The organism is Aromatoleum diolicum (assembly GCF_012910955.1).
GTDB classification, from domain to species: domain Bacteria; phylum Pseudomonadota; class Gammaproteobacteria; order Burkholderiales; family Rhodocyclaceae; genus Aromatoleum; species Aromatoleum diolicum.
Genome location: NZ_WTVQ01000033.1, coordinates 41637 through 55709, shown reverse-complemented (window position 1 = coordinate 55709; position 14073 = coordinate 41637). Strand labels below are relative to the sequence as shown.

The following is a 14073-nucleotide window of genomic DNA, read 5'->3' as shown; positions in this document are numbered from 1 at the left end:
CCGATAACCCGTATTGGTGATGCGGGTATCGCGCGCCAGGCATAGATTCGGTCGCATACGGACACCCCCGACGAACAGGAACCTGCAATGAAACCGGCATCGTTCGACTATTACGCGCCGCAGACGCTGCCCGAGGCCGTGGCCCTCCTGGCGAAGCTCGACGGCGAAGGCTGCGACGCCAAGATCCTGGCCGGCGGACAGAGCCTGATGCCGATGCTGGCGATGCGCGTCGCGCGCCCCGATGCGCTGGTCGACCTGCGCCGCGTCGCGGGCCTCGACCACATCACCGAAGCAGACGGCACGATCGCCATCGGCGCGATGGCGACCAAGCGCGCGGCCGAGGAATCGGCGCTCGTCCGCGAACGCCAGCCGCTGTTCCACGCCGCCACGCAGCTCGTCGGCCACCGCCAGATCCGCAACCGCGGCTCGGTCGGCGGCTCCTTCGCGCATGCCGATCCCGCCTCGGAATACCCCGCGGTCGCGCTCGTGCTGGACATGCAGATGCGCGCGGTGGGCCCCGACGGCGAACGCCTCATCCCCGCCGACGAGTTCTTCGTCACCTACATGACCACCGCCCTCGAAGCGGGCGAAATCCTGACCGAAGTGCGCATGCCGGTGCTGCCTGCCGGCACGGGCTGGGCGATCCGCGAGCTGTCGCGGCGCAACGGCGACCTCGCCCTAGCGGGCGTCGCGGTGACGCTGCGCCTGTCGGGCGGCGTGTGCGCGGACGCCCGCATCGCCGCCTTCGGCGTGGACGCGACGGCCGTTCGCCTTGGCGCCGCTGAAGACGCGGTGATCGACCAGCGCCCCGACGCGGCGACCTTCGCCCGCGTCGGCGCAATCGCCGCCGCCTCGCTCGCCGAGCCGATGAGCTGCATCCACGCCTCGGCCGACTACCGCCGCCACCTCGTCGGCGTCCTCGTCGAACGCACGCTGGTCGACGCCGCCGCGCGCGCCCGCTGACACCGCCCACCCAACCCGAACCGCGAGGCCCCCGATGACGACGAAGCAACAGATCCGCGTGACCGTCAATGGCACGCCCTACGTGCGCGAGGTCGAAGCGCGCCTCACGCTGGCCGACTTCCTGCGCCACGAACTGCATCTCGGCGGCACGCACGTCGGCTGCGAGCACGGCATCTGCGGCGCCTGCACGATCCTCATCGACGGCCGCTCCGCGCGCTCCTGCCTCACCCTCGCGGTGCAGGCCGACGGCGCCAGCATCACCACTGTCGAAGGCCTGCGCAACCGCGAAACGGGCCATCTGCACCCGATCCAGCAATCATTCGTCGACGCCCACGGCCTGCAATGCGGCTTCTGCACGCCCGGCTTCATGATGACGACGCTGGAACTGCTCAACGAAAACCCCTCGCCGAGCGACGACGAAATCAAGGAAGCCCTCGGCGGCAACCTGTGCCGCTGCACCGGCTACCAAGGCATCCTCGACTCGGTGCGCCTCGCCGCGAGCCGGCTGCGCACCGCGCAGGACGCCTGACCCACGGACAACCAAGGCGACCCAATGCGACCCCTCATGGCGATCGAAATCCCCACCCGTCCCGACCAACTGCCGACCACCGCGCCGCGTTTCGTCGGCAAGGCGGTCAAGCGCATCGAAGACCCGGCGCTGGTGTCCGGCACCGTCGAATTCATCGACAACCTGTCGCTGCCCGGCATGCTCCACTGTGCCATCCTGCGCAGCCCGCACCCGCACGCCCGCATCGTCTCGATCGACACCACCGCTGCACTGTCGCTCGAAGGCGTCGAGGCCGTGCTCACCGGCGACGACGTCGCCCGCTGGTGCGCGCCCGGCATCACCGCGCCAGAAGGCTGGGGCAACTATTGCATGGCAGTCGGCAAGGTGCGCTTCGTCGGCGAGCCCGTCGTCGCCGTGGCCGCGGCAAGCCGCTACATCGCCGAAGACGCGCTCGAACTCGTGCAGGTCGAATACGAGCTGCTCCCCCCCGTCGCCAATCCCGACGAAGCCATGGCGCCCGGCGCGCCGCTCGTCTTCGAGGACCGCGGCACCAACGTCATCCAGAGCCGCAGCTACACCTGGGGCGACATCGACCGCGTGTTCGCCGAGGCCGATCGCGTCGTGAGCCGCAAATTCCGCTGGAACCGCGTCGGCGCCAACCCCACCGAGACCTTCGGCTGCATCTGCCAGTGGGACCTCGCCGACAACAGCCTCACCTGCCGCGGCGCCTACCAGACGCCGCGCTTCATGGCGCTCGGCCGCGCCGCCTCGCTGAAGCTGCCGGCCAACAAGGTCAAGGTCATCAGCCACGCGCAGGGTGGCGGTTTCGGCGGCAAGGGCGGCCCGCGCGGCACCGACATCGCCGCGCTGCTGTCGCGCAAGACCAACGGCCGTCCGGTGAAGTACATCGAAGACCGCATCGAATACCTGCTCGCCGGCGGCGGGCAGTCGTGGGACCGCTACTACGAGGCCGCGCTCGCCGTGAAGGCCGACGGCACGGTCACCGGCTTCCGCGTGCGCCTCGTCGACGATCAGGGCGCCGGCGCCGAAGGCTACGGCACGATCTCGGCCGCCAAGCCGCTCGCCGCCTTCACCGGCAACTACCGCATCGAGGCCGCGTTCTACGACATGACGCTGGTCGCGACCAACCGCGCGCCGACCTACCCCTACCGCGGCTACGGGCCCCCGCCGCACAACCTCGTGCTCGAATCGCTGATGGACATCGCCGCGCGCGAACTCGCCGTCGATCCGGCCGAGCTGCGCCGCCGCAACTACATCCGGCCCGAGCAGTTCCCCTACACCGTGCCCAGCGGCAACGAATACGACAGCGGCAACTACGCGGCCGTGCACGACCGCGTGCTGGAAATGGCCGACTACCAGGCCCTGCGCAAAGCACAGGCGAAGGCCCGCGCCGAGGGCCGGCTGGTCGGCATCGGCGTCGTCAGCACCGTCGAGCCCGGCGTCTTCGACTGGAACGCCTACGCCACGGTCGGCGTGCCCGGCGTCGGGGTACCCGAAGGCGTCAAGGTCGCCGTGGACATTCTCGGCAACGTCACCGTTGCGGTCGGCTTCAACCTGCAGGGCCAGGGCCAGTTCACCGTCGCCGCGCAGGTCGTCGCCGACTACCTCGGCGTCGACATGAACAGCGTCAGGGTCGCGACCGCCTCGACGGACGTCGCGATGCCGCACTTCGGCCAGGGTGGCAGCCGGCTCGGCGTCGCGGTGAGCGGCGCCATCCTCGGCGCCTGCGACAAGCTCAGACAGACCTTCTCGCGTGTCGTCGCGCACCTGATGCACGCCGAACCGGAACAGGTCGAACTCATCGACGGACGCCTGCAACTGAAGCACGCGCCGGAGCACGGCATGTCGGTCGCGGAGGTCGCCGGCGTCATGCTCGCCCGCAGCGACCTGCTGCCGCCGGGCGTCGAACCCTGTCCCGAAGCCACCTACGTGTGGACCGCACCGAACCGCAACCTGCCCGACGACCAGGGCCGCTGCCGCAGCTACCTCACCGCGGCCAACGCGACCCACGTCGTGCAGGTCGAGATCGACCGCGACACCGGCCAGGTCACGATCCCCGCGTACTTCATCGTCGACGACTGCGGCACGCGCCTCAATCCGGCGTCCGTGGAAGGCCAGCTCCAGGGCGGCGTCGCACAGGGCGTTGGCGCGGCGCTGTACGAGGAATACGTCTACGACGCGCAGTGCCAGCCGCTCGTATCGACCTTCGTCGACTACCTCGTGCCGACGATCCACGAAGTGCCGATGACGACCAAGGACCACCTCGTCACGCCCTCGCCAGTCGCACCGCTCGGCGCCAAGGGCTGCGGCGAAGGCGCCATCCACACCACCCCGGCCGCGCTGCTGTGCGCGATCAACGACGCGCTCTCACCGCTCGGCCGCGAAATCCTCGAAACCCCCGCGTCACCGCACCGGCTGTGGAAAGTCCTGCACGGCCCGTGCGCCTGACATCCTCACCTGACTTCAACTCTCGCCCATGACCACCACCGACCTCACCGCCGGCCCGCTCGCCGGCCTCCGCGTCCTCGATCTCTCGACCATGCTCGCCGGTCCCTACGCCGCCACGCTGCTCGGCGACCTCGGCGCCGACGTCATCAAGATCGAATCGCACTACGGCGATGAAAGCCGCCACCTCGGCCCCAAGCGCGGCGACGAGCGCGGACCGTATCTGAGCCTCAACCGCAGCAAGCGCGACATCGTGCTCGACCTGCAGCGCGAGGAAGCGCAGGCCATCTTCGCCCGCCTCGCCGCCACCGCCGACATCCTCGTCACCAACATCCGCGAGCCCGCCCTGTCGAAGCTCGGGCTCGACTACGAACAGGTCCTGAAGCACCGGCCCGACATCATCTGGATTCGCGTCACCGCCTTCGGGCCCGACGGCCCCTATGCCGGCCGGCCCGGCATCGACTTCCTCGCCCAGGGCTATACCGGCGTGCTCACGCTCAACGGCGCCCCGGACGGCGAGCCGGTACGCACCGGCTTCCCCGCCGTCGATGTCATGACCTCGCTCCTCGTCAGCAACGCCGCTCTCGCCGCTCTGCGCGCACGCGATCTCACCGGCAAAGGCCAGCGCATCGAAGTCTCGCTGCTCGACACGCTGATGCACGCCCAGGCCAGTTCCATCGGCACCTGGCTCACCACCGGCGACCGCCCAAAGCGCACCGGCAACCGCAGCCTGTATTTCGCCCCCTCGGGCGTCTACCCGACCCGCGACGGCAAGCACGTCGTCATCACCACGCCGGGCGAAAAATTCTTCGCCAAGGTCTGCCGCGCCCTCGACGCCGACTGGGACACCGACCCGCGCTTCCACGACATCCACGCGCGCCTCGCCAACGAGGACGAACTCGACCGCGTGATGGCCGAACGCACCCGCCGGTACGACCGCGACGAACTCGTCGACAAACTCGTCGCCGCCGACGTGCTCACCGCCCCGATCAATGAAGTCGAGGACGTCGTGAAAGATCCGCAGATCCTGCACAACCGAATGATCGTCCCCGTCGAGCACCCCGAACTGGGCCGGCTCGACGTCACCGGCGTCCCCATCCGCTTTTATGGCACCCCGTGCGAGGTCAGGCGCCATCCGCCCATGCAGGGCGAGCACACGCACGAGATTCTCGGTGAACTGGGCTATGCCAAGGGCGACGTCGACGCCCTCATCCGCGAAGGCCTCGCCGCCGACAAGGCCGAGATGCTGCGGCGGCGCGAGGAACGACGAGCGCGAGCTTCCGGCTGAGCCGCCGGCATAAGGTCGCACTGCGGGGTACGAGTTCGACGCTCCCGCATGGCCCGGGAAACCATGCCCGTTACGGCGTCTCCAGCCATTTCCGCAATTCCTCGGCGGCCAGATCGACAAACACCCGCAACTTGGGCGGGACGAAGCGCTGACGCGGATAGACGATGTGGATCGGGTCGGTCTTTCCGTGCCATTCGGGAAGCACGCGCACCAGCCGGCCTTCGTCACACTCCAGACGGCACAGATAGCGCGGCAACAGCGCGACCCCTTCGCCCGCGATCGCCATCGTGCGAATCACCCGCACGTCGTTGACCAGCACCTGCCCGCACATCGGGACCGTGACGCTGCCGCTGTCGTTCGCAAGCGTCCACGCCTCCTTGCCGAGCGGCGTGAACTGCAGGCAGCAGTGATGGCGCAGGCCCTGCGGGGCGTCCAGCGGCGGGGCCGATTTCAGGTAACCGGGACTCGCAAAGGTAGCCCAACGCGCGATGCCGGCGTTCCTGGCGATCAGCGTCGAGTCCTTGAGATGGCCGGTGCGAATGGCGACATCGATACCTTCGGCGACGAGATCAACGTACTGGTTCATCAGCACCAGGTCCACGCTGACCTTGGGGCAATGGTGGCGCAGCTGCCTGACGATCTCGGCCAGGATGTAGCCGCCAATGTCCGCCGGCGCCGTCACCCGCAGCAATCCCTTGGGTTCGCCGGCCGACTCCGTCACCGCTGCCTCCGCGTCGAGCAAGTGACCGAGTCCGGTTGCGGCGTGCTCGTAATACAGCGCACCGGCATCGGTCAGGTGCAGGCGGCGCGTCGTTCGCTGCAGCAGCATCACGCCCAGCCGTTTCTCCAACCGCGCAACACGGGTGCTCACCGTGGAGGTCGGCAAACCCAGCAGGCGGGCCGCCGCGCTGAAGCTCCCGGCCTGCACGACCTTGACGAACACTGCGGCTTCGTTGAGATCCATTGTTCATCTCATCGAAAAGTATTTACACATTTAACCATCTAGTGCCCTGAATGTCTGCCGCCTAAAGTTCAGCCATCGAGCAACGGAGAGCGGACATGAAGAAACTGGCATTCATCAAGCGCAGCAGCGGCAACCACTGGGTCGGCGACGGCTTCCCGGTCAGGAGCATCTTTTCCTACAACGACATCGCCGAGGAAATTTCCCCCTTCCTGATGCTGGACTACGCCGGCCCGGCCAGTTTCCCGCCGACGACGCGCAAGCTCGGCGTCGGCCAGCATCCGCATCGCGGCTTCGAAACGGTGACCATCGTGTACGAGGGCGGCGTCTCGCACCGCGACTCGTCGGGCGGCGGGGGCACCATCGGCCCGGGTGACGTGCAGTGGATGACGGCGGCTGCCGGCCTGCTTCATGAGGAATACCACAGCCCGGAATTCGCCAGCGCAGGCGGCGCCTTCGAAATGGTGCAGTTGTGGGTCAACTTGCCGGCCCGGGACAAGATGGCGTCCCCCGGCTACCAGGGCATCACCGCCGGAGACATCCCCGAAGCTCCCCTGCCCGGCGAGGCCGGCACGGCACGCATCATCGCCGGTCGCTACGGTGACGTCACCGGCCCGGCGCGCACCTTCACGCCGATGAACGTCTGGGATCTGCGCCTGAACGCCGGCCACCGCGCGGCATTCGATCTGCCGGCCGGACATACCACGGCGCTCTTCGTGCTGCGTGGCGCGATCCGCCTCGGTGGCGGGCATGCGGTCGGCGCCGCCGAACTGGCCGTCATGGAGCGCGACGGCAGCCGCCTGGAGTTCGATGTCGACGAGGACACGACGCTGCTGCTGCTCAACGGCGAACCGCTGAACGAGCCCGTCGTCGGCTACGGGCCCTTCGTCATGAATTCGCAGCAGGAAATAGCGCAGGCTATCAACGATTTCAACAACGGCCGTTTCGGACAAATCGGCCACTAAGCCCCGCAGTCCCCCAACAAGGAGAAACACGATGAGCAAGCCCTACGTTCGCCTCGACAAGAACAACGCCGCCGTCCTGCTGGTCGACCACCAAGCCGGGCTGTCCTCGCTGGTGCGCGACATCGAACCGGACAAGTTCCGCAACAACGTCCTCGCGCTGGCCGACCTGGCCAAGTACTTCAAGCTGCCGACCATCCTGACGACCAGCTTCGAGAACGGTCCCAACGGCCCGCTGATGACCGAGCTCAAGGAGACCTTCCCGGAAGCCCCCTACATCGCCCGCCCCGGCCAGATCAACGCGTGGGACAACGAGGACTTCGTCAAGGCCGTCAAGGCGACCGGCAAGAAGCAACTGATCATCGCCGGCATCGTCACCGAAGTCTGCGTCGCCTTCCCGGCCCTCTCGGCCCTGGAAGAAGGTTACGAGGTCTTCGTCGTCACCGACGCCTCCGGCACCTTCGACGAGCTCACCCGCCATTCCGCCTGGGACCGCATGTCTGCCGCGGGCGCGCAACTGATGACGTGGTTCGGCATCGCCTGCGAGCTGCACCGCGACTGGCGCAACGACATCGAGGGCCTGGGGACGCTGTTCGCGAACCACATCCCCGACTATCGCAACCTGATCAACAGCTACACCACGGTGCAGCGCAGCAAGTAAGTGTTCAGGCGCCCCGGGCGACCGGGGTGCCTCGTCACCACAGAGGCCGGGGGTACACGCTCCGTTTTTTTGCCGCCAAATCGGTCAGTGCTGCCGGGTGCCGCCGGGTGCATTACCGCTACCGGACTGATCGACTGCGATAACGGTCAGGCAGCGCACCGTGCCATCGGGAAAGTCCCAATCGATCGATTGCCCCACACTGAGACCAATCAGGGCTGCGCCGACCGGCGCCAGAACGGAAACCTTCCCCTGCGCGATGTCGGCGTCTTCCGGAAACACGATTTTCACGTCACGGTCGACGCCGGTTTTCTCGTCGCGATAATGAACGCGCGAGTTCATCGTGACGACATCCGTCCGGATTGATTCCGTTGGAATCACAATCGCCCGCTCCAGTTCTGCGCGCAGCGCCGGTGAGGGCTGTATCGCCATCAGGCGCACAAAATCGATGTCGCTGACGACAATGTTAGTATCTTGCATATCTTCTCCTCAACTCCGGGGTCAGAGCGGCGCCTTATGCCGATGGTGACACCATGATAGGTTCGAGAATGACGATTGATAAGCCCTTCGGCGGGCACAAAACTGTTTCCATACTGGAAACAGTAAAGGAGAAACGTGCACGACATCAACGACATGCTCGTCTTCGCCCAGGTCGTCAAAGCGAAGAGCTTCTCCGACGCGGCCAAGCGCCTCGGTGTCTCGAAATCCCTGGTGAGCAAATCAGTCAGTCGCCTCGAGACGAAACTGGGCGTGCGCTTACTGCAACGAAGCACCCGCCGGCTGAGCCTGACCGAGGTGGGAGAGGCGTATTTCGAACACTGCGACCGGATTCTCGACGAGCTGGCACTGGCCGACAGCACGATCAGCCGTCTGCACATGGAGCCGCGCGGCAAGTTGAAGATCAGTGCCTCGGTTGCCTTTGGCACGCTGCATATCGCCCCGGCCCTGGCCGATTTCATGGCGCAGTACCCGGATATTTCGGTGGACATGACGATCAGCGACCGCATCGTCGATCTGGTCGATGAAGGTTACGACATCGCCCTGCGCATCACGACAGAGCCCGCGCTCAACCTGGTGGCGCGCCGCCTGGCGCCAATTCGTCGAAAGATCTGCGCCAGTCCGCGCTATCTGGCCAAGCACGGCATACCGTTAACTCCGGACGACCTGATTCGACACAACTGTCTCGATTACACCTACTTGAATACACAAGGGTTCTGGCATCTCAAGGGGCCCGATGGCGATGCCTCGATACCCGTTTCCGGAACCTTGCGGATCAATGACGACGAGGCGCTGTCCCAGGCCGTCCTGGGCGGACTGGGGCTAGCGCTGCTGCCGACCTTCATCGTCGGTAAAGACCTTCAGGCCGGAGGGCTGGTCGAGGTCCTGCCGGGTTACGGGCCGGTCGAGCGTTTTCTCCACGCAGTCCATCTACCCGACCGGCATCTGCCCCTGAAGGTCCGTGCTTTCATTGAATTCCTGAGCGCCCGGTTCGGCACCGAGCCCTACTGGGACCGACAGGAAGCCGTAGCGTAGCAAATCCGGTCCTCCGCTTTCGCCCCCTCATGTAACCGCGCGGACCGCCGATGCAGTATGACTATGGCCTGGGTCAGATAATCAGGCCGATGCTGGCTCCGTGCCGAGTTGCCTCCGCCAGCCGACGCGGCACCCACGCGGAGCCGGCCAGAAAGACTTCGGGGATGTCACCTTCGGCCTTGAGCTGCTCATAGAGTTGCGGCTGCTGCACCGAGCCGTAAGCCAGCACGACGCTGTCGAAGCCTTCCTCGCGATAGGTCTTGCCACCCCACGCCGAGATGAATTCGAGCGCGTCGGGGTGGATTTCCTTGAGAATCAGGTTGGGGTGGACCTTCACGCCGCAACTTTCCATGCGTTTGAGCACCATCCCGATCGAGTAGCGCGCCACCTCCGTGGCGAGGTGCACCGACTTGTGGAAGATCTCGACCTGCTTGCCGCGTTCGGCGAGGTATTCGGCGATGCAGGGGGTCTGGTAGTAGTCCTCCTGCGAGATGATGGCGACGCGCTCGCCGGTGACGGCCTTGCCGCGCAGCACGTCCCAGCCCTGCACGACGTGCGGCAGGTGGATGCCAAGGACTTCGTCGGGGACGCGCGGCAGCGAGCCGGTGGCGACGACGACGGCGTCGGGTGACAGCGCCTTGATGGCGGCGATGTCGGCGGCGCTTTCGAGGCGCACGTCGACACCGAGGCGCGCGAGGGCGTTTTCCTCGAAGTAGATCTGGTCCTCGAACGAGTCGCGCCCCGGGGCCTTGGCGGCGAGGAGGAGTTGTCCGCCGAGGCGCTTGCCTTGCTCCAGCAAGGTGACCTTGTGGCCGCGCATCGCGGCGACACGCGCCGCCTCGCAGCCCGCGGCACCGCCGCCCACGACCAACACGTGTTTCGATTTCGCGGTCGGGCGGAATTCGGTCTCCCAGCGCAATTCGTTGCCGATCATCGGGTTGATCGAACAGGTGGGTGTGTACGGAATGGTCAGCGGTTCGGATGCCTCGTCGATGCAGCGCGTACAGCCGATGCAGCGGCGGATTTCGCCCAGGCGGCCTTCGCGGGCCTTGTTGGCGAACTCGGGGTCCGCGATGCCGGCGCGCACCATGCCCACCAGGTCGCAGTAGCCGCCCTTGATCAGCTCCTCGGCGAGGACGGGGTCGTTGATGCGGCCGGTGAACAGCACGGCGATCTTCGCGTCGAGGTCTGCGAGGTCGGCGCGCGCGGCCTTGCCGAATTCGCGGTATTCGGCGTGCGGATGGTAGGACGAGGGCACGTAGGACGGCGCCCCCCAGCAGTGGCCGACGTCGAGATCGACGAAATCGAGCAGGCCGGTTTCGCCGATGTGGAAGAGCATCTCGCGCAGCTCCATGTTGTCGTAGCCGCCGGCGCGCGATTCCTGTCCGTTGATGCGGATGCCCAGCGCGATCGAATCGCCCACCCGTTCACGCACGCGCCGCAGCGTTTCGACCACGAAACGGACGCGCCCGGCCGGGCCGCCGCCCCATTTGTCGGTGCGCCGGTTGGTCACGGGCGACAGGAAGCTGTAGCCGACGGTCTCGTGCGCGCAGTGGATCTCGATGCCGTCCGCGCCGCTGTTCTTTGCAACCTCGGCGGCATCCGCGTAGCTGTCGAGCAGGAACTCGATTTCCGTCTCGCCGAGCACGTGAGGCGTGTAGTCCTGCGCCCCGACCACCGGCACGGGCGACGGTGCCCACAGCGCATTCAGGTGGGTGAGCTGCACGACCACGACCGAGCCATGGCCGTGCATTTCATTCACGAACCGGGTCCAGCCCTCCACGAATGCAGGGTTCTGGTAGGACGCGAAGTGGCAACCGAAGCCCCCGCGCAGGGAGATCTCGTCGGGCGCACCCGGCGGAAGCGGTACATCGAGGAGCCAGGTCTCGCTGCCGATCCAGCCGGTGCCGCCCTTCGCCTTGGCGCCATGGTGGGCGATGAAGTGCTCGTCGATCAGGCCCGGCGCCATCGACGAATTGATGGTGTTCGTCGTCTCGCAGATCCGGTTCGGCACCCGCATCGGCCCGACCTGGAGCGGCGAGAAAAGGCGTTCGAATTTGACGTTGCTCATGACGATCTTCCCCACTTGATTGCGGCGACGGTGCCGGCGGATGCGCCCGGCACGGTCAGGAGGCTTAAAGATGGTGCGGGTGACGGAACCGCTCAGGCGGGACCGGTCGGCGAAAGGATCACGATCGCGAAGGGGCGATCGGTCTGCTGCTGGAAGAAGCCCCAGGGCGGGAACAGTGCGGTCAGGCGCGGCCACAACGCCGCACGCTCAACGTCGGTGGCATCGCGCGCGACCGCCGCCATCCTGTTGCGGTCGCACTGCACCCAGCAGTCGGGATTGGCGCTGACGTTGAGATACCAGGTGGGGTGCGAGTCATAGCCGGCAAGCGAGCCGACGACGACCATGTCCTCGCCGTTCCGCAGGAAGACGAGCGGCGTCGTGCGCTGTTCGCCCGACTTGCGGCCCACTACCGTCAGCAGCAGCGTTGGAAAGCCGGACGGCGACCCCTTGCCCGAGGCCCAGCCGTCGGGATTGGCGAGGTAGCGCTGCACGTCGGCTTTCGCGTCGCCGCGGATGCGTTCGAGCGATGCGGTGGCATCCTTGATGGCCTGCCATTCCTCTTCGGACATGTAGTCCGGCTTGACCATATTTTCGCGATTCTGCGTCGACATTTTGCGGATTCCTTGGGGAAACGACCCATGGACGAGTGTAGGGAACCCGCGCGGACCGGACCCGGCACCGGCGCTTCCTATCCGGCCTTTGCCATGTCATTTGAGGACATCGCGAGGGGCATCCCTTCAGCCGCTGCGGGTGATGAAGCGGGCGAGCGCGATGGCTGCGAGCGAGATCGCCGCGGCGACGAGGCCGATGGTGTCGAAACCGCTCAGGCGGCCGCCCGCCTCCAGTTCGATGACGCTTCCGCTGAAGATTGCACCCGCCCCCATGCCGAGCTGGGTGGTGACGCCGTTGAGCATCAGGAAGGCGCCGCGCGAGGCCGGGGGCGGCACGTCGGACAGCATCGCGACGCAAGGCACCCAGCGGGCGTAGATGAAGACGAAGAAGCCGCCACCGAGCGCGAGGGCGGGAACGAGCGGCAGACGCGGGGCGTGGGTCGCCAGCACGATGCCGACAACGGACAGCAGCGTTGCGAGCGCAAACACGCCGAAGCGCCCATGCCGGTCGGCGAGGCGTCCGGCCAGGGGCGAGGTGTGCAAACTCATTGCGCCGGCCAGCAGGTAGACCAGCGGCAGCCACGCTTCGGCCACCCCGACGTTTCCGACCCAGTAGGGCGCGATGTAGGCGATGACCGCGTAGGCGGAGAACGTGACCGCGAAGGTGAGCAGGAAGCCTGCGAGGGACCGGAGTTCGACGAGCGAGGCACCCGGCCGGCGCGGTGCCGCCCCCTGCGCCCCGACCACAGTCTTGCCGGGTAGCGACGGCACGTGGCGCCGGATCCCGACGAGCACGAACAGCGCGAGACCCCACACGGCGAGGAAAGAGCTGCGCCAGTCGAGCGCCGAGGCCAGCGCGAGCCCTGCAGGCACGCCGATCACGGCGGCCAGGGCGTGACCGGTCGTGACGCGACCGATGGCGCTGGCGCGCAAGGATGGAGGCACGACTTCGACGACCATCGCCTGGATCATGGCGGACAGCACGCCACCGGTCACCCCGGCGACGATGCGCGCGCCGACGAGTGCATCGAGGCTCGGCGCAAACGCCGTGAGCAGCAGCGACGTCGTGAAGCCGCCATACCCCGCGAGCAGCACCGAGCGGCGATCGAAACGGTCGATGACGCCACTGACGAGCACGCCCGAAACGCCCGCACTCACCGTGTAGGCGAACACGAGCCGGCCGAGATCGGACGGCGCGGCGCCGAGGGAACGGATGAAGTACGCGCCGAGCGGCATCATGATCATGAAATCGATCAGATGCGTCATGTGCGCGGCACGCAGGACCGCGATCAGGCGGCCCTCCATCACCGCGCCCCCCTGGCCCGCTTCAGCCCGCCGTCCAGCGCGGCGACAGGACGACGTACTGGCTGGTCTGCACGACGTCGAGCTTGTCCATGTCGATGAAGCGCTTGCAACTCGCGCGCATCGCCAGGACGTTCTGCTGGAATTTCTCCTCGTCCCCGACGGCTCCGTAGAAGGCCTGGAGGTTGCCGAACGCGGCGGGCGGGAAGCCCTCCTCGACGATCGCGTCGCAGGGCGGCGCATCGAACGTGAGCGCGCGTGTGACGACGTTCTGCACGTACAGGAAGGTGTCCTGCGTATCGATGGCGATCTGCGTGTGCGAACCCAGCCAGACATCCAGCCACGATTCGCGGTCGATGCGCGGCGGGCGGCGGAACAATGCCATCTGCGCAAACCCTTCGGTCCGCTGGCCGGCCGCCGGCGGAAAACGGGTGTTGCGCATCGGCTGTGATTCGCTGACGAGCCAGGCCGCGAAACGCGCCGCGCAAGCACCGATCGCCTCGTCGAAAGGCTTGCGCAGCGGGTCGTTGGCCGAATCGACCCAGATCGACACGAAGGCCACGATCGGTGCCTGCACGGCCCGCAGCGTCGGCGCGGCGCCGTCGGCGGCGGCATCGGAAAGATTGAGCTGCACGCCCCGGGCACCGAGCTCCACCAGGCGTGGCGCGAGCTCGCTGCGCAGGCGCCCGATGAACGCGGCCCGCTCGCTGCGCGGGTCGCGCCACAGCGCGTAGATGATCTTCTCCATGA

General features: G+C 67.1%; 13 protein-coding genes. 7 read left to right on the top strand and 6 right to left on the bottom strand.

The genetic code is table 11. The features are described 5' to 3' along the window. The first annotated feature begins 87 nt into the window (after positions 1–87). The 4 genes from GPA25_RS17265 to GPA25_RS17250 are packed head-to-tail and all read left to right on the top strand — an operon-like array spanning position 88 to position 5225. On the top strand, positions 88–963 hold the full coding sequence (locus tag GPA25_RS17265) for an FAD binding domain-containing protein (RefSeq protein ID WP_169261652.1): 876 nt from the start codon (positions 88–90) through the stop codon (positions 961–963). Between the two features lie 34 nt (positions 964–997). Continuing rightward, positions 998–1492, top strand: coding sequence for a (2Fe-2S)-binding protein (locus GPA25_RS17260; protein WP_169261651.1), 495 nt, complete (start codon positions 998–1000; stop codon positions 1490–1492). Positions 1493–1516: 24 nt separating this feature from the next. Next, positions 1517–3940, top strand: coding sequence for a xanthine dehydrogenase family protein molybdopterin-binding subunit (locus GPA25_RS17255; protein ID WP_169261650.1), 2424 nt, complete (start codon positions 1517–1519; stop codon positions 3938–3940). Between the two features lie 28 nt (positions 3941–3968). After that, complete coding sequence (locus GPA25_RS17250; RefSeq protein ID WP_169261649.1) at positions 3969–5225, top strand: CaiB/BaiF CoA transferase family protein; 1257 nt, start codon at positions 3969–3971, stop codon at positions 5223–5225. Between the two features lie 70 nt (positions 5226–5295). On the opposite strand, the gene GPA25_RS17245 is transcribed toward GPA25_RS17250, so the two are convergent. Continuing rightward, positions 5296–6189: a LysR family transcriptional regulator gene (locus tag GPA25_RS17245; RefSeq protein WP_169261648.1), complete on the bottom strand. Its 894-nt coding sequence runs from the start codon at positions 6187–6189 to the stop codon at positions 5296–5298. 95 nt (positions 6190–6284) lie between these two features. On the opposite strand from GPA25_RS17245, the gene GPA25_RS17240 reads away from it, so the two are divergent. Beyond that, positions 6285–7151 (top strand): pirin family protein, encoded by an 867-nt coding sequence (locus GPA25_RS17240; protein ID WP_169261647.1) that lies wholly within the window; start codon positions 6285–6287, stop codon positions 7149–7151. 31 nt (positions 7152–7182) lie between these two features. After that, positions 7183–7809 (top strand): isochorismate family cysteine hydrolase YcaC, encoded by a 627-nt coding sequence (ycaC, locus tag GPA25_RS17235; RefSeq protein WP_169261646.1) that lies wholly within the window; start codon positions 7183–7185, stop codon positions 7807–7809. Between the two features lie 84 nt (positions 7810–7893). On the opposite strand, the gene rnk is transcribed toward ycaC, so the two are convergent. After that, positions 7894–8286: a nucleoside diphosphate kinase regulator gene (rnk, locus tag GPA25_RS17230; RefSeq protein ID WP_169261645.1), complete on the bottom strand. Its 393-nt coding sequence runs from the start codon at positions 8284–8286 to the stop codon at positions 7894–7896. Between the two features lie 135 nt (positions 8287–8421). On the opposite strand from rnk, the gene GPA25_RS17225 reads away from it, so the two are divergent. Further along, entirely contained in the window at positions 8422–9339 is a 918-nt protein-coding gene (locus GPA25_RS17225) for a LysR substrate-binding domain-containing protein (RefSeq protein WP_169261644.1), read from the top strand. A gap of 73 nt (positions 9340–9412) precedes the next feature. Here the strand turns inward: GPA25_RS17225 and GPA25_RS17220 are convergent, their stop codons facing one another. The 4 genes from GPA25_RS17220 to GPA25_RS17205 all read right to left on the bottom strand — a co-directional run bounded on the left by GPA25_RS17220 (position 9413) and on the right by GPA25_RS17205 (position 14071). Next, positions 9413–11410, bottom strand: coding sequence for an oxidoreductase (locus GPA25_RS17220; RefSeq protein WP_169261643.1), 1998 nt, complete (start codon positions 11408–11410; stop codon positions 9413–9415). Positions 11411–11502: 92 nt separating this feature from the next. Continuing rightward, positions 11503–12021, bottom strand: coding sequence for a nitroreductase/quinone reductase family protein (locus tag GPA25_RS17215; RefSeq protein ID WP_169261642.1), 519 nt, complete (start codon positions 12019–12021; stop codon positions 11503–11505). Between the two features lie 126 nt (positions 12022–12147). Continuing rightward, positions 12148–13326: an MFS transporter gene (locus tag GPA25_RS17210; RefSeq protein ID WP_246265798.1), complete on the bottom strand. Its 1179-nt coding sequence runs from the start codon at positions 13324–13326 to the stop codon at positions 12148–12150. 22 nt (positions 13327–13348) lie between these two features. After that, positions 13349–14071 carry an EthD domain-containing protein gene (locus GPA25_RS17205; protein WP_169261640.1) on the bottom strand — a complete coding sequence of 241 codons (723 nt, stop codon included), beginning with the start codon at positions 14069–14071 and terminating at the stop codon, positions 13349–13351. Positions 14072–14073 lie beyond the last annotated feature (2 nt).